Origin of the sequence: Nonomuraea sp. ZG12 (genome assembly GCF_052068115.1) — a bacterium.
Lineage (GTDB): Bacteria > Actinomycetota > Actinomycetes > Streptosporangiales > Streptosporangiaceae > Nonomuraea.
This window is the reverse complement of sequence record NZ_JBQHCW010000013.1, coordinates 163851-186543: the sequence shown is the minus strand read 5'-3', so window position 1 is coordinate 186543 and position 22693 is coordinate 163851. Positions and strand designations below refer to the sequence as shown.

The 22693-nt window shown below is 70.1% G+C and carries 21 protein-coding genes; 13 read left to right on the top strand and 8 right to left on the bottom strand.

Going from position 1 to position 22693, the window contains the following annotated elements; translation table 11 throughout:
• Nucleotides 1–3: 3 nt before the first annotated feature.
• Both ACTMTF_RS30455 and ACTMTF_RS30450 read left to right on the top strand, forming a co-directional pair.
• Nucleotides 4–951 carry a hypothetical protein gene (locus tag ACTMTF_RS30455; RefSeq protein ID WP_441113751.1) on the top strand — a complete coding sequence of 316 codons (948 nt, stop codon included), beginning with the start codon at nt 4–6 and terminating at the stop codon, nt 949–951.
• 23 nt (nt 952–974) lie between these two features.
• Complete coding sequence (locus tag ACTMTF_RS30450; protein WP_441113750.1) at nt 975–1931, top strand: zinc-binding dehydrogenase; 957 nt, start codon at nt 975–977, stop codon at nt 1929–1931.
• A gap of 21 nt (nt 1932–1952) precedes the next feature.
• Here the strand turns inward: ACTMTF_RS30450 and ACTMTF_RS30445 are convergent, their stop codons facing one another.
• The 6 genes from ACTMTF_RS30445 to ACTMTF_RS30420 form a co-directional block, all read right to left on the bottom strand.
• Entirely contained in the window at nt 1953–2108 is a 156-nt protein-coding gene (locus tag ACTMTF_RS30445) for a hypothetical protein (protein ID WP_441113749.1), read from the bottom strand.
• Nucleotides 2105–2821: a PadR family transcriptional regulator gene (locus ACTMTF_RS30440; protein WP_397005311.1), complete on the bottom strand. Its 717-nt coding sequence runs from the start codon at nt 2819–2821 to the stop codon at nt 2105–2107. Before ACTMTF_RS30440 ends, ACTMTF_RS30445 begins: the two co-directional genes overlap by 4 nt.
• Nucleotides 2818–3621, bottom strand: coding sequence for a DUF4097 family beta strand repeat-containing protein (locus ACTMTF_RS30435; protein WP_441113748.1), 804 nt, complete (start codon nt 3619–3621; stop codon nt 2818–2820). Before ACTMTF_RS30435 ends, ACTMTF_RS30440 begins: the two co-directional genes overlap by 4 nt.
• Nucleotides 3622–3712: 91 nt before the next feature.
• On the bottom strand, nt 3713–3892 hold the full coding sequence (locus ACTMTF_RS30430) for a DUF6104 family protein (RefSeq protein ID WP_189136413.1): 180 nt from the start codon (nt 3890–3892) through the stop codon (nt 3713–3715).
• A 125-nt stretch (nt 3893–4017) separates the two neighbouring features.
• Nucleotides 4018–7686 carry a multifunctional oxoglutarate decarboxylase/oxoglutarate dehydrogenase thiamine pyrophosphate-binding subunit/dihydrolipoyllysine-residue succinyltransferase subunit gene (locus tag ACTMTF_RS30425; protein ID WP_441113747.1) on the bottom strand — a complete coding sequence of 1223 codons (3669 nt, stop codon included), beginning with the start codon at nt 7684–7686 and terminating at the stop codon, nt 4018–4020.
• Nucleotides 7687–7890: 204 nt separating this feature from the next.
• Complete coding sequence (locus ACTMTF_RS30420) at nt 7891–8535, bottom strand: B3/4 domain-containing protein (RefSeq protein WP_397005305.1); 645 nt, start codon at nt 8533–8535, stop codon at nt 7891–7893.
• A 73-nt stretch (nt 8536–8608) separates the two neighbouring features.
• Here ACTMTF_RS30420 and ACTMTF_RS30415 point away from each other — a divergent pair, with 73 nt between their 5' ends.
• The 4 genes from ACTMTF_RS30415 (at nt 8609) to ACTMTF_RS30400 (ending at nt 12235) form a co-directional block, all read left to right on the top strand.
• Entirely contained in the window at nt 8609–9226 is a 618-nt protein-coding gene (locus ACTMTF_RS30415; protein WP_441113746.1) for a winged helix-turn-helix domain-containing protein, read from the top strand.
• Nucleotides 9223–10497 (top strand): MFS transporter, encoded by a 1275-nt coding sequence (locus ACTMTF_RS30410; protein WP_441113745.1) that lies wholly within the window; start codon nt 9223–9225, stop codon nt 10495–10497. Before ACTMTF_RS30415 ends, ACTMTF_RS30410 begins: the two co-directional genes overlap by 4 nt.
• Before the next feature lie 71 nt (nt 10498–10568).
• Nucleotides 10569–11627, top strand: a complete 1059-nt coding sequence (locus ACTMTF_RS30405) for an MBL fold metallo-hydrolase (RefSeq protein WP_441113744.1) — start codon at nt 10569–10571, stop codon at nt 11625–11627.
• A 95-nt stretch (nt 11628–11722) separates the two neighbouring features.
• The gene (locus tag ACTMTF_RS30400) at nt 11723–12235 is read left to right on the top strand and encodes an NADPH-dependent FMN reductase (RefSeq protein ID WP_441113743.1); all 513 of its coding nucleotides are present in this window, start codon (nt 11723–11725) and stop codon (nt 12233–12235) included.
• Nucleotides 12236–12339: 104 nt separating this feature from the next.
• Here ACTMTF_RS30400 and ACTMTF_RS30395 read toward each other — a convergent pair whose 3' ends face one another.
• A complete protein-coding gene (locus tag ACTMTF_RS30395) occupies nt 12340–13386 on the bottom strand; it encodes an NAD(P)H-dependent amine dehydrogenase family protein (protein WP_441113742.1) in 1047 nt (348 codons plus the stop codon).
• A 180-nt stretch (nt 13387–13566) separates the two neighbouring features.
• On the opposite strand from ACTMTF_RS30395, the gene ACTMTF_RS30390 reads away from it, so the two are divergent.
• The 7 genes from ACTMTF_RS30390 to ACTMTF_RS30360 all read left to right on the top strand — a co-directional run bounded on the left by ACTMTF_RS30390 (nt 13567) and on the right by ACTMTF_RS30360 (nt 21536).
• On the top strand, nt 13567–14439 hold the full coding sequence (locus ACTMTF_RS30390; RefSeq protein ID WP_397005293.1) for an SDR family oxidoreductase: 873 nt from the start codon (nt 13567–13569) through the stop codon (nt 14437–14439).
• Nucleotides 14440–14635: 196 nt separating this feature from the next.
• Entirely contained in the window at nt 14636–15793 is a 1158-nt protein-coding gene (locus tag ACTMTF_RS30385; protein ID WP_441113741.1) for an ROK family transcriptional regulator, read from the top strand.
• Nucleotides 15794–15804: 11 nt separating this feature from the next.
• Nucleotides 15805–17289 (top strand): sugar ABC transporter ATP-binding protein, encoded by a 1485-nt coding sequence (locus tag ACTMTF_RS30380; RefSeq protein WP_441113740.1) that lies wholly within the window; start codon nt 15805–15807, stop codon nt 17287–17289.
• Complete coding sequence (locus ACTMTF_RS30375) at nt 17289–18317, top strand: ABC transporter permease (protein WP_397005288.1); 1029 nt, start codon at nt 17289–17291, stop codon at nt 18315–18317. Before ACTMTF_RS30380 ends, ACTMTF_RS30375 begins: the two co-directional genes overlap by 1 nt.
• On the top strand, nt 18314–19360 hold the full coding sequence (locus ACTMTF_RS30370) for a substrate-binding domain-containing protein (RefSeq protein ID WP_441113739.1): 1047 nt from the start codon (nt 18314–18316) through the stop codon (nt 19358–19360). Before ACTMTF_RS30375 ends, ACTMTF_RS30370 begins: the two co-directional genes overlap by 4 nt.
• Nucleotides 19361–19371: 11 nt before the next feature.
• The gene (locus tag ACTMTF_RS30365; RefSeq protein WP_397005284.1) at nt 19372–20535 is read left to right on the top strand and encodes a Gfo/Idh/MocA family protein; all 1164 of its coding nucleotides are present in this window, start codon (nt 19372–19374) and stop codon (nt 20533–20535) included.
• On the top strand, nt 20532–21536 hold the full coding sequence (locus tag ACTMTF_RS30360; protein ID WP_397005282.1) for a sugar phosphate isomerase/epimerase family protein: 1005 nt from the start codon (nt 20532–20534) through the stop codon (nt 21534–21536). The genes ACTMTF_RS30365 and ACTMTF_RS30360 overlap by 4 nt, the downstream gene beginning before the upstream one ends.
• Before the next feature lie 58 nt (nt 21537–21594).
• On the opposite strand, the gene ACTMTF_RS30355 is transcribed toward ACTMTF_RS30360, so the two are convergent.
• Complete coding sequence (locus ACTMTF_RS30355) at nt 21595–22680, bottom strand: Zn-dependent alcohol dehydrogenase (protein WP_441113738.1); 1086 nt, start codon at nt 22678–22680, stop codon at nt 21595–21597.
• Nucleotides 22681–22693 lie beyond the last annotated feature (13 nt).

The following is a 22693-nucleotide window of genomic DNA, read 5'->3' as shown; positions in this document are numbered from 1 at the left end:
GTCGTGACCGAGCAGTTCGATGTCATCGAGGCGGGCGGCCGGCGTCCCCGCCGGTGGATCGGGCTGGCGGTCGTCCTGGTGCTGGTGGGAGTGCCGGTCATCGGGCTGCTCAGCAGCCGCGAACCGGTGGCCGAGCCCGCGCCGAAGCCGCTCCCCAGCTCGTCCCGCACCAGTACGGACAGCGGGCCGAGCCCCAGCAGGCTGGAGAGGGTGACGAACGCGCCGAACGTGGTCCACGCACGCGCGGTGGTCGACGGCGACATGGAGGTCCTGGACGTCGTCTTCCCCGACGGGCAGCGGGCCGAGGTGCGCTATCCCGCCGAGCTGAACCTCGACCGGCTGGGGTCGCGGCCGTTCCACGGCGTGTGGGTGGACGGCCGCTACCGGCAGCTCGTCGCCCCCTACAACGGCGAGATCGAGGTGACCAAGGGCGGGGAGCCGATCAGGAAGTTCGCCCCCAATGTCACGCTGTGGCCGCGTCAATCCGGCAGCGCCTCGTACGGGCAGGTGCTGTTGTTCGCGTTCGGGCCGTGGCGGGTGGCGATGTACGACCGCTGGCAGGGGCTGGACTTCGACGACCGGGTGGCCCTGGCCGAGAGGTTACGCGGGAAGGTGACCGACGACGGCTACCTGATCCTGTCAGCGCAGGATGCTCCCACGGGCACCGGATCCGACGCGGATGGCACGGTGAGGATGCGGATGGCGCGGCCGGGTGAGATCGCGATGGGGGATCCGGTCGGGCCACAGCTCTGGTTCGGCGGCGGCGCCAGCGACATGGTGATGCTGATCCCGACCCCTGGCTGTGCGGAGGTCAGGACCCCGCCGCGCCGGGGCAGATGGCAAGGGCGCGCGGTCAGGGACGTGTGCAGGGGCGGCGTGCGCATCGGAGCCACGGGCGACGACGGCTTCGTCACCGCCGCACTCGACGAGATCCGCGTCAAGCTGAAGTGAGGCCGCTGAAGTAAGGTGCGGCCATGTTCGCCGTTACCGCCACACAGACCGATCCCGACAACCCTCTCGCCGGGCTGACGCTCGGCGAGCGCCCTGAGCCTGAGGTTCCCGACGGATGGACGACCGTCTCGGTGCGGGCGGCCGCGCTCAACCATCACGACCTGTGGACGCTCAAGGGCGTGGGCATCAGGCAGGACCGGCTGCCGATCGTGCTCGGCTGCGACGCGGCCGGCGTGGACGAGGACGGCAACGAGGTCATCGTGCACGCCGTGATCGGCACGGGCGCCGACGAGACGCTGGATCCGAAGCGGTCGCTGCTGTCGGAGCTGCACGACGGCACCTTCGCCGAACGGGTGGCCGTGCCGCGCCGCAACCTTGTGCCGAAGCCGGCCGCGCTGAGCTTCGAGCAGGCCGCGTGCCTGCCCACGGCCTGGCTGACGGCGTACCGGATGCTGTTCGACAAGTCCGGGCTGGAGCCGGGCGCGACCGTGCTCGTCCAGGGGGCGGGCGGCGGGGTCGCGACCGCGCTGATCGCGCTCGGCCGGGCGGCCGGCTACCGGGTCTGGGCGACCAGCCGGTCCGAGGCCAAGCGGGAGCGGGCCAAGGAACTGGGCGCCGACCAGGTCTTCGAGCCGGGCGCGCGGCTGCCGGAGCGGGTGGACGCGGTCATGGAGACCGTCGGCCAGGCGACCTGGGATCATTCCCTCAAGTCGCTCAAGCCGGGCGGTCGGATCGTGGTCTGCGGCGCCACCAGCGGCGCGGCCCCGGCTGCCGACCTGAACCGGGTCTTCTTCCTGCAGCTGTCCGTGGCCGGTTCCACCATGGGCACCCGCGACCAGCTGCAGCGCCTGGCCGTCTTCCTGGAGCAGACCGGCCTGCGTCCGGTCATCGACAGGACGCTGCCCCTGACCGAGGCCCGCGACGGCTTCGCGGCCCTGCACGAGGGCGACATCTTTGGCAAAATCATCTTCACGAACTGAACGTCTTCACGAGCGCGCAGGTCAGCCGGCGCCCGCGGGTGTGGGGGCGGTGCGGGATGATCGCCGGTCGTGCTCGCCGGGAGCCTCGGGTGCGGTGGCCGGCTCGGCCGTGGGCGCCTGGTTCCGCCGCTGGGGGACCAGGCGCTGCACCGGAGGGCGCAGGCCGTAGCGGATCATGACCGGAGGGTGTCGCTGAGCCGGGCGGCGGCCTCGTCGAGCGTGGCGCGCAGCTCGTCGAGCTTCTCCCGGGTGATGTGGGAGTCCGACGCCTCGGCGCGCACCCGGGCGACGAAGTCGGCCAGGGCCTCGCCGAGCTCGTTGTCGAGGTCGACCCGGTTCGCGGGCGCCCCGCCCACCGTGCTCCAGACCTCGGCCCAGATCCTGCGCCACTCCTCGCTGAGCCGCTCGCCCTGGCCCTGCCACTGCTGGGCGTGCTCGCTCCACTGGCGCTTCTGCTCGTCCTTGAGCCGCTTGAAGTCCTGTCTCTGGTCGCGGCCGCCGGTGCGGACGTCCTTGGCCATCCGGGTCAGCTCCTCGCGGAGCGACTTGACGGTGTCCCGTACGTCCTCCTTGACCTCGCGGGCGATGTCGCGGACGGAGGCGGAGATCTCCTCCTCCAGGTCGTCGAGCTCGTCGAGGCGGGCGTTGAGCTCGGCGCGGCCCTTGTCAGTGATGGAGAACACCTTCTTGCCGTCGATCACCTCGTGGGTGACCAGGCCCTCCTCCTCCAGCCGGGCCAGGCGGGGGTAGATGGTGCCGGGGGAGGGCGAGTAGACGCCGAGGAAGCGGTCCTGCAGCAGCCGGATCACTTCGTAGCCGTGGCGGGGGCTCTCCTCCAGCAGCTTGAGCAGATACAGCCGGAGCCGGCCGTGAGCGAAGACAGGGCTCATTGCTTCTCCCCTTTGAGCAGGGTGACGTCGCCGGAGACGGTCGTGGCCGTGAGGGACGCCATGCCGCCGCCCAGCCGGCCCGTCATCGACTTCGTGGCGGGACCGCTTGATTTGGACACTTCGTCGAACGAGCTGACCAGCCGGCCTGAGGTGGATTTGACCGCCACGTCCGCCTGGGAGTTCTCCGGCAGCCGGACCAGGATGGCGCCGGACATGCTGTGGAGGGTCACATGGCCGGTGGGTCTGAGCCTCAGGTCCGCGGTGATGCGCCCGGAGACGGTGTTGGCGCGCAGCCTGCGCGGGGTGCCGCCGGCGACCGTGAGCTCGCCGGAGACGCTCTTGAACGACAGGTCGCCCTCCATCGCCCGGGTCTCGACGTCGCCGGAGGCGGTCGTGGCGCTCACCTCGCCGCTCACGCCGTCGAGCACGATCTCCCCGGACACGCTTCTGACCTGTGTCACCCGCTCGAACCCGGCCACCACGGCGGAGGCGGTGACGACGCCGGCGTTGACCGTGCAGTGCCGGGGGACGGTGAGGGTGGCCACGGTCCTGCGGCGGTCGCGTCGCAGCCAGCCGAGCAGGCCGTCCCAGGTGAGGTCCTTGTAGGTGACGCTGAGCTCTCTGGACTCCTCGTCGTAGGTCACCAGGAGCGGGGTGCCCGAGTCGAACTCGGTGACTTCGAGTGTCGGCGGGCCGTCACTGGCCAGCACGGCCAGTCTCCCGGCGACGATCCGCACGTCAAGGGCATCCACCGGCCCGAACGTGAGCTGCTCGGGCCCCTCGATCGTCCACTGCTGCATATTTCCGCCCTTCTGGCGATACGTCCCGATAGAAGACACGATATGTCGCGTCTGTGAAAAACTCAAGATGTATCGCGTCTGCGGGCAGAGGTCAGTCCTCGTCCTCGTCGTCGAGCCGGGCGAGCCAGGTGGCCAGCCGCTCGACCGGAGTCTCGAACTCGGGGTTCAGGTCGACGAACTCGCGCAGCCGCTCGCCCAGCCACAGGAGGCTGACCTCCTCCTGCCCCCGCCGCTCGACCAGCTCCTCGATCCCCCGGTCGGTGAAGTACATCGTGCTCCATTCATGAATATCCTGTGCCACCTCAAACTTTAGCCAGCACCTGGCACGGGTCCGCCGCGCGGTGAACGCGGTGAGCCCCCGCCAGAAGGCGGGGGCTCACCGGGGTCGTGCTCGGATCAGCCGAAGATCTGCTTCAGGATCTCCTCGAGCTCGGCGTCGTGGGCGGCGTGCGAGCCGGCCGCGGGCGAGCTGTTGGCGGGCCTGGAGACGCGCCGCAGCGGGCGGCCGTCCAGCAGTTGCGGGTCCTCCGCCAGCTTGAGCGCGAGATAGGGCCACGGCCCCATGTTGATCGGCTCGTCCTGTGCCCAGACCAGCTCGGCCTGCGAGCCGTAGCGGGCGAGCTCGGCGTTGAGCTCCTCCGCAGGGTAGGGGTAGAGCCGCTCGATACGGACGATGGCGACATCGTCGCGGCCCGAGGCCTCGCGACCGGCGAGCAGGTCGTAGTAGACCTTGCCGGAGCACAGCACCACCCGGGTGACCTTGGCGGGGTCGACCGTGCTGTCGCTGATCACCGGCTGGAAGGTGCCGGTGGTGAAGTCCGCCGCCTTCGAGGTCGCCTTCTTGTGCCGCAGCAGCGACTTGGGCGTGAAGACCACCAGTGGCTTGTGCCTGCCGGACTCCACCTGCCAGCGCAGCAGATGGAAGTGGTTGGCGGGCGTGGTGGGCTGCGCGACGGTCATGTTGTCCAGCGCGCAGACCTGCAGGAACCGCTCGATGCGGGCCGAGGAGTGGTCGGGACCCTGACCCTCGTAGCCGTGCGGCAGCAGCAGCACGACCCCCGAACGCTGGCCCCACTTCTGCTCACCGGACGAGATGAACTCGTCGATGATCGTCTGGGCGCCGTTGACGAAGTCGCCGAACTGCGCCTCCCACGCCACCAGGGCGTCGGGACGCTCCACGCTGTAGCCGTACTCGAAGCCCAGCGCCGCGAACTCGCTGAGCAGCGAGTCGTAGACGTAGAACTTCGTGGTGCCCTGGTTGAAGGTCTTGAGCGGAGTGTGCTCAGCCCCCGTGACCCGGTCCACCAGCACGGCGTGCCGCTGGGTGAACGTGCCGCGCCGGGAGTCCTGGCCGACCAGGCGGACCGGATGCCCGTCGATCAGCAGTGACCCGAACGCGAGCGTCTCGCCCATGCTCCAGTCGATCGTGTCCTGCTCGACCATCTGCCCCCGGCGCTGCAGCACCGGCGCCAGGCGCGGGTGCGGCGTGAAGCCCTCGGGCAGGTTGAGCTGGGTGTCGACGATGCGCTTGAGCGTCTCGTCGGTGATCGCGGTGGGCGTGTCGTCGTGGGACCACTTGACCACCTCGGTCGGCGGCACCCGCATCGCGCCCGCCTCAAGCGGCTTCTTGGCCGCCTCGCGGGTCTCGGTGAAGGCCTGCTCCAGCTTGGCCTGATAGTCGCGCAGCGCCGACTCGGCCTCCTCGACCGTGATGTCGCCCCGGCCGATCAGCGCCTCGGTGTAGAGCTTGCGGGTCGAGCGCTTGGCGTCGATCAGGTCGTACATCAGCGGCTGGGTGAAGGCGGGGTTGTCGCCCTCGTTGTGGCCGCGGCGGCGGTAGCAGATCAGGTCGATGACCACGTCCTTGCGGAACGTCCTGCGGTATTCGTAGGCGAGCTCGCCCACGCGCACCACGGCCTCGGGGTCGTCGCCGTTGACGTGGAAGATCGGCGCCTGGATCATCCGGGCCACGTCGGTCGCGTAGACCGAGGACCTGGAGGAGGCCGGCGAGGTGGTGAAGCCCACCTGGTTGTTGACCACCACGTGCACGGTGCCACCGGTGCGGTAGCCGCGCAGCTGCGACAGGTTGAGCGTCTCGGCCACGACTCCCTGGCCCGCGAAGGCCGCGTCGCCGTGGATGAGGACGGGCAGGACCGTGAAGCCCTCCTCGCCGCGCTCCAGCAGGTCCTGCTTGGCGCGGACGACGCCCTCCAGCACCGGGTTGACCGCCTCGAGGTGCGAGGGGTTGGCCACCACGGAGGCGCTGATGGTCTTGCCGCTGGGCGCGGTGAAGGTGCCGGTGGCGCCGAGGTGGTACTTGACGTCGCCGGAGCCGTGCGCCGTGCGCGGGTCGAGGTTGCCCTCGAACTCGCCGAAGATCTGGGCGTAGGACTTGCCCACGATGTTGGCGAGCACGTTGAGCCGGCCGCGGTGGGCCATGCCGATGACGACCTCGTCGAGGTCCTCGTCGGCCGCGTCGCTGATCACCGAGTCGAGCAGCGGGATCAGTGACTCGCCGCCCTCCAGCGAGAAGCGCTTCTGGCCGACGAACTTCGTCTGCAGGAACGTCTCGAACGCCTCGGCGGTGTTGAGCCTGCTCAGGATGTTGAGCTGCTCGTCACGTGCGGGGGGAGAGTAGGGCTTCTCGACCCGGGCCTGGATCCAGGCCCGCTCCTCGGGGTTCTGGATGTGCATGTACTCGATGCCGACGGTGCGGCAGTAGGAGTCACGGAGCACGCCCAGGATCTCGCGGAGCTTCATCAGCGCCCGGCCGCCGAAGCCGCCGGTGGCGAACTCGCGCTCCAGGTCCCACAGCGTCAGGCCGTGGGACTGGATGTCGAGGTCGGGGTGCTTACGCTGCTTGTACTCCAGCGGGTCGGTCTCGGCCATGAGGTGGCCGCGCACCCGGTAGGCGTGGATCAGTTCGATCACGCGTGCGGACTTGGCGACGTCCTCGTCGTGCGAGGCCGAGATGTCCCGCACCCAGCGGACCGGCTCGTACGGGATCCGCAGTGCCTCGAAGATCTCGTCGTAGAAGCCGTCCTCGCCGAGCAGCAGCCGGTGGATCGTGCGCAGGAAGTCGCCCGACTGGGCGCCCTGGATGATCCGGTGGTCGTAGGTGCTGGTCAGCGTCATGACCTTGGAGACGGCCAGGCGCGAGAGGGTGTCGGGGGAGGCGCCCTGGTATTCGGCGGGGTATTCCATCGCGCCCACGCCGATGATCGTGCCCTGACCGGGCATCAGGCGCGGCACGCTGTGGACGGTGCCGATGGTGCCGGGGTTGGTCAGCGAGATCGTGGTGGACGTGAAGTCGTCGACGCCGAGCTTGCCGGCGCGAGCCTTGCGGACGACCTCCTCATAGGCCATCCAGAACTGCCGGAAGTCCATCTCCTCCGCGCCCTTGATGCTGGGCACGAGCAGCTGGCGCTCGCCGTTGCTCTTCTGCACGTCGATGGCCAGGCCCAGACCGACGTGCGCGGGCTTGACCAGGGTCGGCTTGCCGTCGACCTCGGTGAAGGAGAAGTTCATCTCCGGCATGGCCTGCAGCGCCTTGACGATCGCGTAACCGATCAGGTGCGTGAAGGAGACCTTGCCGCCGCGACCCCGCTTGAGGTGATTGTTGATCACGATGCGGTTGTCGATGAGCAGCTTGGCCGGGATGGCCCGGACGCTGGTCGCGGTCGGGACCGACAGCGAGGAGTCCATGTTGGCGGCTGTGCGAGCCGCCGCCCCGCGCAGCTTGATCTCTTCGGCGCCCTTGGGCACCGGAGTGGAGGGCTGCTTGGGCTTGTCGGCAGGCACTTGGTCGGTCGCAGGCTTAGGGGGAGCAGGCGCCGCCTTCGGCGGTGCCTTGGCGGGTGCGGGCGCGGTTGCCGTGCCGTTCGCCGCCTCCCTGGCCGGGGTGCGGCCCGGTCCGTAGTCAGGGTTGTAGTCAGCGAAGAAGTTCCACCAGGCCTTGTCAACAGACTCGGGGTCCTGGAGATACTTCTGGTACAGCTCGTCGACAAGCCATTCGTTCTGACCAAAGCTTGCCAGCGGGTTTGTCCGCGACGACTCAGACGACACGGCGGAAATCGCCCTCTTCCGCAGATCGGCGTTGATGTTAGAGAACCTGTCCAAGGCTACTCGCATGGACCAGCGGCGCGCGCCCGGGAGGCTATGGCGCCACGCCCGATCCTCTCAGGACTGTTCAAAGAGGTCACGCCCCCCTAGTCAATACAGGTGTACGTCGTTACGTCACCGTTTGGTATCAACAGTAAGGCGCGAGGTTTAGTTCCCTCCAGCTATGAGCCGCGTGGCGACGCGCACCTCCGGTGAGAGCCGTGTCAGCAGGTCGGCCAACTCCTCGCCGGCCTCCTTCAGCTCCTCCAGCGACATCGGCTCCAGTCGCTCCAGCAGGAACAGGGCGTTGGTCGTCTCCTCGACGAGCCGGGTGCGGGCCACCTGGCGCCAGTTCCATCTGCGGCAGGTGACGCCCGTGTCGTCGCGCCAGATCACCTCGCCCGGCTCCGGCTGCCCGAGCGCCTCCTCCGAGGCCTCGTCGCCGACGGCCCTGATCAGCCGCGCGGGGCCGGTGTAGCGGTCGAGGTCCTCGCCGCCGATGGGCAGCGCGTGCTTCACGCTGACCGCGTTGTAGGCGTCGACCACCTGGTTGATCTCCGGCAGGGGCAGCCTGCGGGTCAGTGCGTCGACGGACGGCCGGGTTCGCTGCGGCTTGGCGCCGAAGGCGCGGTAGGCGTCCTTCCAGGCGTCGATCTTCTCGGGCTGCGGGGCCCGCTCGGCGGCCTCGGCCAGCAGGGCGCGCGACCAGTCGTCGGTGGGGCCGTTACGCAGGCCGCGCGCGGTCATCACGAGCACGGCGAAGTCGGGACGGAGCGCGTAGACGGCTTCGTCCACCCAGATGTCGTCAAGCATCCCTCCAGTTTACGAGTCCAGAATTCGCAGAATTCTCTTTGCAAAATTGTCTTTGCGGTCTATCGTGAGGTGTATGGAGGAAGCGTTCAAGATCAGCGACCCGCGGGTGCTCAAGGTGGTGGCGCACCCGCTGCGGGTGCGCCTGCTGGCCCTGCTGCGCGCCGACGGCCCCGCGACGGCCAGCGAGCTCGGCCGCAGGGTGGGCGAGAGCTCCGGCTCGACCAGCTACCACCTGCGTGAGCTGGCCAAGTTCGGCTTCATCGAGGAGGACCCCGAGCAGCGCGACGGCCGCGAGCGCCGGTGGCGTTCCCGGCACCGCTACACCTCCTGGGACACCGACCAGATGTCGGAGACGCCCGAGGGGCAGGAGGCCGTCAAGATCATGCAGCTGCGCCAGGTGGCGGTGCTGGAGCAGGCGGTCCAGGACTACGACGTCGCGCAGTGGCCGGCCGAGTGGCTGCGGGCCGCGGGCATCAGCGACCACCTGGTCAAGCTGCCGGCCTCGGCGCTGCTGGAGCTGATGGAACGGATCGAGGAGCTGGTCCAGGACGTCACCGCCCGCCACGCCGGCGCCCCGGACGCCGAGCAGGTCCACCTCTGGGTGGGCGGCTACCCACGCGCCCACGCGGCCGAGGAGGCCGGGGAGGGGAAGGAGGCCGAGGAGGCCGAGGAGCCGGGGGAGGGCCGATGACCGCCCGCTCGGCGTTACACCGCTACATGCTCGTCAGCTTCCTGACGTGGCTGCCCGTGGGCCTGACGATGGCCGCCATGGTGCTGCTGATGACCGGAAGGGGGCTCAGCCTGGCCCAGATCGGCCTGGTGGTGACGGTCTTCTCCCTCGTCACCGTGGGGCTGGAGCTGCCCACCGGCGGGCTCGCCGACGTCGTGGGGCGGCGGGTGGTGCTGGCCGCCTCGGCCGTGTTCACCGTGGCGGGGCTCGCGCTGATGAGCGTCTCCACGACCTTCTGGATGTTCCTGGTGAGCGGCGTGCTGAAGGGGGTGGCCAGGGCCCTGTCCAGTGGCCCGGCGGCCTCCTGGTACGTCGACACGCTGCACGGCCTGCGAGGCCGGGACGCGGACCTGAAACCGGGGCTGGCCAGGGGCGGCGCCATGGAGTCCGTGGCGCTCTGCCTCGGCGTCCTCGTCGGCGGCGGCCTGCCGCTCCTGGTGCCGCCCGGCCTGATGTTCCCCCTGGCGGCGCCGCCGTTGGTGGGCGCGCTGGCGGCGGTGCTGCTACTCGTCGTGGTGCTGCTCGCGCTGCCCGAGCCGCCGCATCCGCGCAGGTCGCCCGCGAGCGTGCTGCGCGAGGTGCCCGCCACGGTCGCCGCGAGCGTGCGCCTCGCGGCGGGCGACGGGGTGCTGCGCCGCCTGATGCTCGCCGCCGTGAGCTCCGGCGTGGTGCTGACGGCGATCGAGCTGCTCACGCCCGGTCGGCTCGCCGAGCTGGCCGGTACGGCGGAGCGCGGCAGCCTGGCGTACGCCGTCGTCGCGGCGCTCGGGTTCGCGGGCAGCGCGGTGGGAAGCGCGCTCGCGCCCCGGGCGGCGCGGCTGGCCGGCGGCTCGGCCAGGGGCGCGATCGCGGGGGCGGTGCTGAGCGCGCTCTCGGTCGGCTCGCTGGCCGCGACGGCCGGGCTCGACGGCGCTGCCGGGCTGCTGAGCGCGGCTCTGGCCTATGTCGTCCTGTTCCTGGGCATCTCGGTGACAGGCCTGCTGTGCCTGGAGATGACCCACAACGCGGTCTCCGCGGCCGAGCGCACCACCGTCACCTCGTCGAGCTCGCTCTCCTTGCAGGCCGGCGGGACGCTGGCCAACCTCGCTCTCGGTGCCCTGGCCACCCAGGCCGGAATCGCCGCCGCGTGGGGGATCGCCGCCGTGGTGGCGCTCTCCTCGGCCCTGCTGTTCGTCCGGATGCCGCTCGCGGGCCGCGCGGTGGTCCCGGAGGAGTCCGGCCGCCCCGTCTGACGCTGTGATCTCGGGTACGTTCCGCGACCCCCGTAGAACATCGTTCCAGAACTACGGGCAGAATCTCCCGCATGGCTAAGTTCGTGGTGACCCCGTCCAATGAAGACCAGCGTGCGGCGTGGATCGGCGGGAAGATCCCGGAAGTGGAGCGGGTACGGCCCGGCCTGTGGTCGATCCCGGTGCCGATCCCGGTGAACCCGCTGCGGTACGTCCTGGTCTACGCGCTGGAGGTGGCCGACGGCGTGGCGATCGTGGACGCCGGGTGGAACACCGACGAGGCCTACGAGGCGCTGGTCGCCGGGCTCGGCGTGGCCGGTTACGCGATCACCGACGTGAAGGCCGTGCTGGTCACCCACATCCACCCCGACCACTACGGCCTGGCCGGGCGGGTGCGTGAGATGTCGGGCGCGTGGATCGGGCTGCACGAGGCCGACGCGAGCCTCCTGCGCGAGCGTTACGACGACAGCGCCATCGAGTCGCTGGTGAGCAGGGAGCGGGCGCTGCTCGACCGGTGCGGCGTGCCCCCGCAGACCCTGGACGAGCTGGCGGGCGCGTCCATGATGATCAGGCACATGGTGTCGATGGCCAAGCCCGACCGGCTGATCGAGGACGGTGAGCGGCTCGACCTGTCCGGATGGGACCTGCGGGCCGTCTGGACGCCCGGCCACTCGCCGGGGCACCTGTGCTTCGTCTCGCCGTCCAGGAAGCTGCTGTTCTCGGGGGACCACGTACTGGCGAAGATCACGCCGATGGTGGCGGTGCACCCGCAGTCCCCGCCGAACCCGCTGGCCGACTACCTCGACGCGCTCGCCACCGTGCGCGAGCTGGACGTGGAGGAGGTGCTGCCCGCGCACGAGTACCGGTTCCTGGAGCTGCGGGAGCGGGTCGACTACGTGATCGAGCACCACGGCGACCGGCTGGCCGAGATCGAGCGGGTGATCGCCGGGTCGGCCGGGGTGACCTGTTGGGAGCTGGCCACCAGGCTGACGTGGTCGCGACCCTGGGAGACGATCCCGCCCTTCATGCGGCGTGCGGCCAACAACGAGACGCTGGCGCACCTGGTGTGGCTGGAGTCACGCGGCCGGGTCCACCGCGTGCTCGGCGACCAGGAGATCTGGCATTCCATGTAAACCCTGTAGGAAATGTTGACTTGGTGGACCCGGCTGCGTACCGTCGAGCGCATGAGCCCTGACAGGCGCCACCTCCCCGCATCGGCGGTGGCCTCATGAGCATCGTGACGGTGGTGGGCAACCCGCGTGCGGGGTCGCGGACCCTGGACGCGGCCGTGGCCGCCACCGACGCCGTCGCGGCCCGGCTGGGGCACTCCGGCGCCCGGGAGGTCGTCGATCTGTCCGCCCTGGCGCCGGTGCTCCTGCGCCCCGGCGCGCACGCGGCCTTGGAGCTCGCGCTCGAGCAGCTCGCGGATGCCCGGATCGCGGTCCTGGCCAGTCCGACCTACAAGGCGACGTACACGGGGCTGCTGAAGGCATTCGTCGACCGGCTTCCGCCGGGCGCGCTCTCGGGCACGGCCGCCCTGCCGATCCTGGTCATGGGCGACGCCCGGCACGCCTTGGCGGTGGAGGTGCACTTCCGGCCGCTGCTGGTCGAGCTCGGCGCCTTCGTGCCCACCCCCGGCCTGGCCCTGCTGGAGTCCGAGCTGCCCGGCGGCGAGCGCCTCGCCCACTGGGCGGACCAGGTCAGCCCTCAGCTCGCCGCCTGGGAAGGAGCCCTGACCTGAGGACCCTGACCTGGGGGTCCTGACCTGGAGGTCCTGACCTGAGGGAGGGTCCGGGCTTGAGGGAGGGTCCGGGCTGAGGGCCGGCATCCCGTCCACGGCCGCTTTCAGGCCAGCCGGATCTGGCCGCGGCCGGTCGGGAGCGGGAGGTCCAGCAGGGTGCGGATGCCCGGCGGGGCCGCGCAGACCGCGGGGATGGTGTTGACCGCGTGCGCCGCCGCCGCGGCGAGCCCGTGGCTGACCTCCTCGACCGCCACCGACATCTGCGGCACGCCCTCGATGTGCAGCGCGAAACCGGGCTCCGGCCAGCGGCCGGTCTGGGCGGCGTCGGCCTTGTAGACGACCTCGACGGTCATGAAGGGCCGGCCGCGCACCAGGCCGGAGAAGACCCAGCGGGAGGCGCAGACCGCGCCCTCGCGCACCGGCCCGGCGGCGATCTCGAACGCGCGGGCGGCCACCTCGAACTCGTCGGTCTCCGCCACCTCGTCCAGCCGTACGTCCAGCGCGTCGGCGACCAGGTGCACGCTCTCGGCGAAGAGCATGCGCTGGAACGCCCTGAAGGGCCGGATCATCGTGGCGTAGTCCCTGGCCGAGCGGGTGAACCCGATCAGGTCCACGACCACCTGGCGTGAGGGGTGCCCGCGGAGATCGGACGACTCGCGTACATAGATGTGGTCCACCCGATCGGACAGCCCGGTGAGCGCCAGCGGCAGGAAGTCGCTCATGAAACCGGGGTTGATCCCGGTGCCGTGCAGGGTGGTGCCGCCCTGGTCGCAGGCGGCCTCGATGCTGGCGACGACGGAGGGGCCGTAGGACTTGGGATAGACGAAGCCGGTGGTGGTGATGACGTTCTTGCCCGAGGCCAGCAGGGCGCAGATGGTCTTCAGGTCGGCGGCCCGGTCGGGGCCGAAGTAGGAGGCGGGCAGCGGCATGTGCAGCACGCAGTCGGCGTCCATGGCCATGATCCGGCCGGAGTCGCCGGTGCAGACGACGCCGGTGGGGGTTGAGCCGGCCACCTCGCCCGCGTCCTTGCCGATCTTGTCCGGGTCGTGGACGAGGACCCCGGCCAGCTCCAGCGACGGCCTGTCGATCACGCTGCGCAGCGCATAGCGCCCGACGGCGCCGGTGGCCCACTGGACCACGCGAATAGGCATGTCCGGCCTCCCGGCCCGGGGGTGGAGGGCGGATGGTGGTGACGGAACGCCGCCCGTGCGAGCCCAGAACTCTAGCAGAGAAAGACCCGGTCGATCACTATCCGCGACGATCAGTCACGTTGCCTCCCGCTCGGGTTATGGTGCTCGTACTAGAATGTTGTTCGCCTGGTGGGAGGTTCGATGCTTCGCTTCGATGACAGGGTCGCGATCGTCACGGGGGCCGGGCACGGTCTCGGCCGCTCGCACGCGCTACTGCTGGCCGACCGGGGCGCGAAGGTCGTCGTGAACGACCTCGGCGGCGCGCTCGACGGCACCGGCGCCTCGGCGGGACCAGCCGCCGACGTGGTGGAGCTCATCACCAAGAACGGCGGCCAGGCCGTCGCCAGCACCGACAACGTCGCCACCCCGGAGGGCGCCAGGGCGATCGTGGCCGCCGCCGTCGACGCGTTCGGCAAGATCGACATCGTCGTCAACAACGCCGGCATCCTGCGTGACAAATCGTTCGGCAAGATGACGGTCGAGGACTTCGACAACGTGCTGGCCGTGCACGTCCGCGGCTCCTACCTGGTCAGCCAGGCCGCCTACCCGTACATGAAGGAGGCCGGCTACGGCCGCGTCGTCAACACCTCCAGCCCGGCGGGCCTGTTCGGCAACTTCGGCCAGGCCAACTACTCCACCGCCAAGATGGGGCTGGTCGGGCTGACCAAGACCATCGGCATCGAGGGCGCGCGCAACGGCATCAAGGCCAACGCCATCGCGCCCATCGCCTGGACGCGGATGACCGAGGCGATCCTGCCCGCCGAGTTCGAGGCCAAGTTCTCGCCCGAGCGGGTCAGCGCCCTGGTCGCCTACCTCGTGCACGACTCCTGCGAGGTCACCGGCGAGGTGTTCAGCGTCGGCGGTGGCCGGGTGGCGCGGGTGTTCGTGGCCGAGGGGCCCGGCTGGAAGGGCGACGACCTCACGCCGGAGGCGGTGGCGGACAACTGGGAGTCGGTCATGGCCGAGCAGCCCTACGTGCTCACGGCGGCCGACTCGATGAAGGCGATGCTCTAGCGGCGAGGGCCGGAAAGCCCTGCTCAAGCGGCAGGTCAGGCGCGAGGGCGGCGGTCCCACCCCACGGTGGACCACCGCCCTTTCCTGTCCGCTAAGTCCTGACAAAACGGAGTTTGTTCGATTATCGACATAAGTCAGCGGAGTTTGGTCGCTCTGGACTCTTGTATTGCCAGGTGTGCGATCTTATTGTCTCGGCATGACCTCCGCTCCGGGTTCGCCCGGCGACGTGCTGACGCTCATCAGCGCAGGCTTCGCGACGACCCGTTCCGACCTCGCCAGGCTCACCGGCCTCGCCAGGTCCACGATCGCCCAGCGAGTCGACGCACTGATCGAGCGCGGCCTCGTCGAGGAGACCGAGAGCGGCGAGTCCACCGGAGGCCGCCCGCCCCGCCAGCTCCGCCTGCACACCGAGCAGCACGCCTTCGCCGGGGTCGACCTCGGCGCCACGCACTGCCGGATCGCGCTGATGGACATGTCCGGCGACGTGCTGGCCTCCTGTGAGGACCCGCTGCTCATCGGAGACGGCCCTGAGCCGGTCCTGGCGCACGTGGACGGGCGGCTCGACCGGCTGCTCGCCGAGGCCGGACGTCCCCGCTCGGCGCTGCGGGCCATCGGCATGGGCGTGCCGGGCCCGGTCGAGTACGCCACCGGCAGGCCCAACAACCCGCCGATAATGCCCGGCTGGAACGACTACCCCATCCCCGAGTACTTCGCCGACGCCGCCGTCCTGGTCGACAACGACGTCAATGTGATGGCACTGGGCGAGCAGCGCAACGCCTTCGCCGACACTCAGCACCTGCTCTTCGTCAAGGTCGGCACCGGCATCGGCTGCGGCATCGTGGCCGAGGGCAGGCTGCACCGGGGAGCGCAGGGCTCGGCCGGCGACATCGGCCACATCCGGGTCAACGGCCACGACGCCGCCGGCTGCCGCTGTGGCAACAGCGCCTGCCTGGAGGCCGTGGCCGGCGGAGCGGCCGTGGCGCGCAGGCTGACCGAGCTCGGCATCGCCGCCGAGACGGGAGCCGACGTCGTCGCGCTCGTCCAGGCCGGGAACACCCAGGCGTTACGGCTGGTCAGAGAGGCGGGCCGGCTCATCGGCGAGGTGCTCGCGAGCCTGGTCAACTTCTTCAACCCCGAGGTCATCGTGATCGGCGGCGCCCTGTCCCGGGTCCACGAGCATCTGCTCGCGGGCATCAGGGAGACGGTCTACCGCAGGTCGCTGCCGCTGGCCACGCACCATCTGTCGATCGTGCCGAGCCGGATGGGGATCAACGCCGCGGCGCTGGGCGCCGGGATGCTCGCCATCGAGCACTATCTGTCGCCCGACAACGTCAACCGCATCGTCAACGCCTGAGAGGGGATCCGATGCTCGTCATGAGAGGGATCGTCAAGCAGTTCCCGGGTGTGCGCGCACTGGACGGGGTGGATCTGGACGTGCGGGCAGGAGAGGTGCACTGCCTGCTCGGCCAGAACGGCGCCGGCAAGTCCACGCTCATCAAGGTGCTCGCCGGCGTTCACCAGCCGGACGAGGGCACCATCGAGTTCAACGGCGCGCAGGTGCGCCCGTCGAGCCCCAACGACGCCATCAGGCTCGGCTTCGCCACCATCTATCAGGAACTCGACCTGGTGGACGGGCTCAGCGTGGCGGAGAACATCTTCCTCGGCCACGAGCACGCCAAGCTCGGCTTCGTCAACCGGTCGGCCGCCAACCGCGCCGCCCGCCAGGTGCTGGAACGGCTCGGCCACGGCGAGCTCCGCCCCTCCACCGAGGTGGGACGGCTGCCGGCCGCGGCCAAGCAGGTCGTGTCGATGGCGCGGGCGCTCTCTCACGACGCCCGCCTGATCATCATGGACGAGCCGTCCGCCGCGCTGGCCCACGACGAGGTGGACAACCTCTTCCGGATCATCCGCGAGCTCACCGCACAGGGCGTGGCCGTCGTCTACATCTCGCACCGGCTGGAGGAGATCCGCGAGATCGGCGACCGGGTCACCGTGCTGAAGGACGGCCGTACCGTCGCCGTCGGCCTGCCCGCCCGCGAGACCGCCACCTCGCACGTCGTCTCGCTGATGACCGGCAGGAACGTCGAGTACGTCTTCCCGCCCAGGGCGGCGCGCCCGCCCGGCGAGGAGGTGCTGAAGGTCGAGCGCCTCAGCTCGCCGGGCGCGTTCGCCGACGTGTCCTTCTCCGTACGCGCGGGCGAGATCGTCGGGCTGGCCGGCCTCGTCGGCTCCGGCCGCTCGGAGATCCTCGAAGCGGTGTACGGCGCCCGCCCCGCCTCCGGCGTGGTCCAGCTGTCCGGCGAGGAGGTACGGCACAGCGTCGTCGGCAACGTCAAGCGCGGCATGGGCCTGGCCCCCGAAGAGCGCAAGGCCCAGGCCCTGCTCCTGGACCAGAGCATCACCGCCAACATCACGCTGGGCAGCCTGCCGAGCTTCGCCAGGCTCGGCTGGATGAACCGCGCCCGCGAGCGGGCCGAGGCGCACCGGCTGGTGAAGGCGCTGGACATCCGGCCACCCGACCCCGAACGGCCGATCAAGAACCTGTCGGGCGGCAACCAGCAGAAGGCCGTGCTGGCCCGCTGGCTGCTCGGCAGCCGCAAGCTGCTCCTGCTCGACGAGCCGACCCGGGGCGTGGACGTGGGCGCCAGGGCCGAGCTCTACGCGGTCATCCGCGACCTGGCCGACCGGGGCATCGGGGTGCTGCTGGTCTCCAGCGAAGTGCCGGAGGTGCTCGGCCTCGCCGACCGCGTGCTGGTGCTGCGTGAAGGAACGGTCATCCACCAGGCGGACGCCGGCGAACTCGACGAGCACCGCGTACTCGACATGATCATGGATGGGAGAGCGGCCTGATGAGCGACCCCAAAAGACCGCCGGCGGCGGTCCCGGAGACAGGCGGGTCCGCGCCGCCGGGCGCGGCGACACGCAACCCGCTGAACATGCTCGGCGAGGCCCGCCACCTCGGCCTGCTGGTGGCGATCGGCCTGCTGATCGTCGTCGGCCTGGTCACCAGGCCGGATACCTTCGCGACCGGCACCAACCTGGTCAACATCCTCACGCTGGCCGCGACCATCGGCGTCATCACCGTCGGCGCGACGTTCGTGATCATCGGTGGCGGCATCGACCTGTCGGTCGGCGCCATCATGGCGTTGGCCTCGGTCTGGGCGACGACGGTGGCCACACAGGAGTTCGGGCCGTTCGTCATGGTGCTCTGCGCGGTCCTCGTCGGCACCGGCGCGGGGCTGGTCAACGGGCTGCTCATCGCCTACGGGCGATTGGTGCCGTTCATCGCCACCCTCGCCATGCTGGTGGCGGCGCGCGGCCTGGCCCAGCGCATGTCCGATCGCAAGACTCAGCTCATCCAGAGCGGCAACTCGGCCATCGTCGACCTGTCGACCACCCGGGTGCTCGGCATCCCGCTGCTGGTCTACGTCTTCGCGCTGGTCGTGGTGCTCGGCTGGATCCTGCTCAACCGCACCACCTTCGGCCGCCGCACCTACGCGGTCGGCGGCAACCCGGAAGCCGCCCGGCTGGCCGGCATCGACGTCCGCAAGCACACCGCCCTGCTCTACGCGCTGTCCGGGCTGACGTGCGGCATCGCGGCGGTCCTCATCATGGCCCGGACGACCACGGGCTCGTCCACTCACGGCGACCTGTACGAACTCGACGCCATCGCGGCCGTCATCATCGGCGGCACGCTGCTGACCGGCGGCCGGGGCACGATCATCGGCTCGATCCTGGGTCTGCTGATCTTCACGCTCATCACCAACCTGTTCATCCTCAACGGGCTCAACACCAGTGACCAGCTGATCGCCAAGGGTCTGATCATCGTCGTCGCCGTCCTTCTCCAGCGGCGGAACTTGAAGGAGAGAGCACCATGAGCAACAAAGTCGCGCGCAGAGGATTCCTCGTCGGCGGCGCCGTCCTGCTGGCGGCCGGCTGCACCAGCAACGAGCCGGCCGAGACCGCCTCCAGCGCGGCCCCCGCGCCCGCTCCGGCGGCCAGCGGCAACGACCAGCCGGGCACCAAGGTGGTCATCGGCTTCTCCGCGCCGGCGGCCGACCACGGCTGGATCGCCGCCATCGCCAAGAACGCCGAGGCCACCGCCAAGCAGTATTCCGACGTCGAGTTCAAGCCGGTCGAGCCCACCAACGACATCAACCAGCAGATCTCCGCCGTCGAGTCGCTCATCGCGGCCAAGGTGAACGCGCTGGTGATCCTGCCCAACGACGGCCAGCAGCTCAACCAGGTCGCCCTGCAGGCCACCGCCGCCGGCATCCCGGTGATCAACCTCGACCGCGTCTTCCCCGACAAGCTCGCCTACCGCACCTGGGTCGGCGGCGACAACTACGGCATGGGCGTCGCGGCCGGCCACTTCATCGGCAAGGCGCTGAAGGACAAGGGCGTCGCCGACCCGGTGATCGTGGAGATCCAGGGCATCGCCACGCTGCCGCTCACCCAGGACCGCAGCAAGGGCTTCGAGGACGCGCTGAAGACGTACGGGTTCAAGGTCACGGCCAAGCAGGACGCCCAGTTCACCGTGGAGACCGGCAACGAGGTGGCCGCCTCGCTGCTCCAGGCGCACAAGAAGATCGACGCGCTCTGGAACCACGACGACGACCAGGGCATCGGCGTGCTCGCCGCGATCAACGCGGCCAACCGCGACGAGTTCATCATGGTGGGCGGCGCCGGCTCTGCCAACGCCATGAAGGAGATCCAGGGCGGCACGTCGGTGCTCAAGGCCACCGTCACCTACAGCCCCACGATGGCCTCGTCGGCGATCAAACTCGCACGTCTGATCGCTCAGGGCAAGGGAATGAGTGACCTGGTGGAGAACCAGGTGCCGCAGTCGATCACACTGGCGTCCGAGACCATTACCAAGGAGAACGTAGAGAAGTATCTGCCACTTGGCTTCGAATCCTGATCGGGGGCTGCATGTCAGACAGAACCGTCGGCGTCGGCATGATCGGCTATGCCTTCATGGGACGCGTCCACTCCCAGGCCTGGCGTAGCGTCGCTGCCTTCTTCGACGTACCGGTCGTCCCGCGCATGCGGGTGATCGCCGGACGCTCGAAGGAGTCCACGGAGGCCGCGGCCGAACAGATGGGCTGGGAGGAGGCGGTGACTGACTGGCGGGAAGTGATCGGGCGGCCAGATGTCGACATCGTCGACATCTGCACGCCCGGTGACACCCACGCCGAGATCGCCATCGCCGCCCTGCGGGCCGGCAAGCACGTCATCTGTGAGAAACCGCTGGCCAATACCGTCGCCGAAGCTCAGGCCATGGTCCAGGCCGCGGCCTCGGCCACCGGCAAGAGCATGGTCGCCTTCAACTACCGGCGGGTGCCCGCCGTGGCGCTCGCCCGCGACCTGGTGGCGCAGGGCAGGCTCGGCGAGATCCGGCACGTACGCGCCCAGTACCTGCAGGACTGGATCGTCGATCCGGAGTTCCCGCTGGTCTGGCGGCTGCAGAAGGACAAGGCGGGCTCCGGCGCGCTCGGCGACATCGGCGCGCACATCATCGACGCCGCCGAGTTCGTCAGCGGCCAGCGGATCACCGGCGTCTCGGCGCTCACCGAGACGTTCATCAAGGAACGCCCGCTCGCGGAGGGGTCGTCCGGCCTGGCCGCCGCGGGCGGCACGGGAACAAGCACGGGGACTGGCACCGTGACCGTCGACGACGCCGCGCTGTTCACCGCCCGGCTCTCCGGCGGGGCGGTCGGCTCGTTCGAGGCCACCAGGTTCGCCACCGGCCGCAAGAACGCGATGCGCATCGAGCTGAACGGCTCGCTGGGCAGCCTCGCCTTCGACTTCGAGTCGATGAACGAGCTGTGGTTCAGCGAGGGCGGCAGAGGTTTCGAGCGCATCCTCGTCACCGAACCGGACCACCCGTACGTCGGCGCGTGGTGGCCACCAGGACACGGCCTCGGCTACGAGCACACCTTCACCCACGAGATCCGGGACTTCCTGGAGGCGATCGGGCACGGCACCGATCCGACGCCGTCGTTCGCCGACGGGTTGCGGGTGCAGCGCGTGCTGGCCGCGGTCGAGCAGAGCGCGGCTGACGGCAGCCGCTTCACCACTGTGGAGGACACATGAGACCCATCACGCTGTTCACCGGCCAGTGGGCCGACCTGCCGTTCGAAGAGGTCTGCAGGCTGGCGGCCGAATGGGGCTACGACGGCCTGGAGATCGCCTGCTCAGGCGACCACTTCGACGTCGCGCAGGCCGTGGCGGACCCGTCGTACGTCGAGCAGAAGCGTGCCCAGCTCGACAAGCACGGCCTGAAGGTGTGGACCATCTCCAACCACCTGGTCGGCCAGGCCGTCTGTGACCACCCGATCGACGCCCGGCACAAGGCCATCCTGCCGGCCCGCATCTGGGGCTCCGGCGACCCCGAGTCCGTCCGTCAGGCCGCCGCCGAGGACATGAAGGACACCGCCAGGGCGGCGGCCCTGCTGGGCGTGGACACGGTGGTGGGCTTCACCGGCTCGTCGATCTGGCACACGGTCGCGATGTTCCCGCCGGTGCCGGCCTCGATGGTGGACGCGGGCTATCAGGACTTCGCCGACCGCTGGAACCCCATCCTGGACGTCTTCGACGAGGTCGGAGTCCGCTTCGCGCACGAGGTCCACCCGAGCGAGATCGCCTACGACTACCACACCACTGTCAGGACCCTGGAGGCGATCGGGCACCGACCCGCCTTCGGCCTCAACTGGGACCCCTCGCACATGGTGTGGCAGGACCTGGACCCGGTGGGGTTCATCCTCGACTTCGCCGACCGCATCTACCACGTGGACTGCAAGGACACCCGGATGCGGGTGGGCGACGGCCGGCGCGGCCGCCTGTCCTCGCACCTGCCGTGGGCCGACATGCGGCGCGGCTGGGACTTCGTCTCGACGGGCCGGGGCGACGTGCCGTGGGAGGACTGCTTCCGCGCGCTGAACTCGATCGGCTACACCGGGCCGATCTCCATCGAGTGGGAGGACGCGGGCATGGACCGCCTGGACGGCGGCCGTGAGGCCCTGTCCTACATCCGCGACCTCAACGCCATCACCCCGCCCACCACCTCCTTCGACGCCGCCTTCTCCACCGAGTGACGTTCTGAAGGTCGTAGGAAAGCCCGGGCCACGCGGCCCGGGCTTTCGCACGTCAGGGTCAGTCCATGACCACGATCTGGCGCAGGACCTCGCCGCTCTTCAGCGCGGCCACCGCGTCGTTCAGGTCGGCCAGCCGGATCCGGGCGCTGATCATCGACTCCAGGTCGAGCTGTCCCGCCTTGTAGAGGTTGGCGAAGTAGGGGAAGTCGTGTCGTACGTCTGACTCGCCGTACAGGCTGGACAGCAGGTTCTTGCCCTCGAAGAGCAGGTTGAAGGCGGAGAAGGAGACCATGTCGTCGGCCGCGCCGGCGCCGACGACGATGACGTCGCCCCCGGCGCGGGTGATCTGCCAGGCGTTCTGGATGGTGGCCGACTTGCCGACGACCTCGAAGCCGTAGTCGAAGCCGTTGCCGCCGGTGAGCTCGTTCAGCGCGGCGGGCACCTGCTCGGGCGTGACCGCGTGGGTCGCGCCGACCTTCTTGGCCAGCGTGTGCTTGGACTCCAGTGGGTCCACCGCGAGGATCGTCCGGGCGCCGGACACGCGGGCGCCCTGGATCACCGACAGGCCGACGCCGCCGCAGCCGATCACCGCGACCGTGGAGCCCGGCCGCACCTTCGCGGTGTTGATCGCGGCGCCGACGCCGGTCGTGATGCCGCAGCCGATCAGCGCCCCGACCTCCCACGGAACCTCCGGGTCGAGCTTGATCGCGGCCTGCCACGGGATCACGATCTCCTCGGCCCAGGTGCCGCAGCCGGCCATGCCGAAGGCCGTGGTGCCGCCGCCGAAGCGGAAGTTGCCCTTGGTGAACGACTCGATGATGTACTTCAGGCAGAGGTACGGCTGGCCGCCCAGGCACAGGTCACACTCCTGGCAGGCCGGGCGCCAGCTGATCACCACGTGGTCGCCGGGTTTGACCGTGGAGACGTGCTCGCCGGCCTCCACCACCTCGCCCGCGCCCTCGTGGCCGAGGACGAGCGGCACGGGCTGCGGCAGCACGCCGGTCATGGCCGACAGGTCGGAGTGGCAGACGCCGGTGGCCTTGATCCGGACCCGGACGTCGGTGGGCCCGACGGGGGCCAGCGTGACGTCATCGCGGATGTCGAGCTTGTCATCGCCTACGGCATGCAGAAGTGCGGCGCGCATGGGGGGTTCCTTC

What these genes read in the sequence shown, in the direction of transcription:
- ACTMTF_RS30400 (WP_441113743.1), top strand. Translation starts at nt 11,723, where the DNA reads ATGAGCATCGTGACGGTGGTGGGCAACCCGCGTGCGGGGTCGCGGACC.
- ACTMTF_RS30450 (WP_441113750.1), top strand. Translation starts at nt 975, where the DNA reads ATGTTCGCCGTTACCGCCACACAGACCGATCCCGACAACCCTCTCGCC.
- ACTMTF_RS30380 (WP_441113740.1), top strand. Translation starts at nt 15,805, where the DNA reads ATGCTCGTCATGAGAGGGATCGTCAAGCAGTTCCCGGGTGTGCGCGCA.
- ACTMTF_RS30440 (WP_397005311.1), bottom strand. Translation starts at nt 2,821, where the DNA reads ATGAGCCCTGTCTTCGCTCACGGCCGGCTCCGGCTGTATCTGCTCAAG.
- ACTMTF_RS30385 (WP_441113741.1), top strand. Translation starts at nt 14,636, where the DNA reads ATGACCTCCGCTCCGGGTTCGCCCGGCGACGTGCTGACGCTCATCAGC.
- ACTMTF_RS30435 (WP_441113748.1), bottom strand. Translation starts at nt 3,621, where the DNA reads ATGCAGCAGTGGACGATCGAGGGGCCCGAGCAGCTCACGTTCGGGCCG.
- ACTMTF_RS30360 (WP_397005282.1), top strand. Translation starts at nt 20,532, where the DNA reads ATGAGACCCATCACGCTGTTCACCGGCCAGTGGGCCGACCTGCCGTTC.
- ACTMTF_RS30405 (WP_441113744.1), top strand. Translation starts at nt 10,569, where the DNA reads ATGGCTAAGTTCGTGGTGACCCCGTCCAATGAAGACCAGCGTGCGGCG.
- ACTMTF_RS30390 (WP_397005293.1), top strand. Translation starts at nt 13,567, where the DNA reads ATGCTTCGCTTCGATGACAGGGTCGCGATCGTCACGGGGGCCGGGCAC.
- ACTMTF_RS30355 (WP_441113738.1), bottom strand. Translation starts at nt 22,680, where the DNA reads ATGCGCGCCGCACTTCTGCATGCCGTAGGCGATGACAAGCTCGACATC.
- ACTMTF_RS30375 (WP_397005288.1), top strand. Translation starts at nt 17,289, where the DNA reads ATGAGCGACCCCAAAAGACCGCCGGCGGCGGTCCCGGAGACAGGCGGG.
- ACTMTF_RS30415 (WP_441113746.1), top strand. Translation starts at nt 8,609, where the DNA reads ATGGAGGAAGCGTTCAAGATCAGCGACCCGCGGGTGCTCAAGGTGGTG.
- ACTMTF_RS30410 (WP_441113745.1), top strand. Translation starts at nt 9,223, where the DNA reads ATGACCGCCCGCTCGGCGTTACACCGCTACATGCTCGTCAGCTTCCTG.
- ACTMTF_RS30420 (WP_397005305.1), bottom strand. Translation starts at nt 8,535, where the DNA reads ATGCTTGACGACATCTGGGTGGACGAAGCCGTCTACGCGCTCCGTCCC.
- ACTMTF_RS30395 (WP_441113742.1), bottom strand. Translation starts at nt 13,386, where the DNA reads ATGCCTATTCGCGTGGTCCAGTGGGCCACCGGCGCCGTCGGGCGCTAT.
- ACTMTF_RS30365 (WP_397005284.1), top strand. Translation starts at nt 19,372, where the DNA reads ATGTCAGACAGAACCGTCGGCGTCGGCATGATCGGCTATGCCTTCATG.
- ACTMTF_RS30445 (WP_441113749.1), bottom strand. Translation starts at nt 2,108, where the DNA reads ATGATCCGCTACGGCCTGCGCCCTCCGGTGCAGCGCCTGGTCCCCCAG.
- ACTMTF_RS30430 (WP_189136413.1), bottom strand. Translation starts at nt 3,892, where the DNA reads ATGTACTTCACCGACCGGGGGATCGAGGAGCTGGTCGAGCGGCGGGGG.
- ACTMTF_RS30370 (WP_441113739.1), top strand. Translation starts at nt 18,314, where the DNA reads ATGAGCAACAAAGTCGCGCGCAGAGGATTCCTCGTCGGCGGCGCCGTC.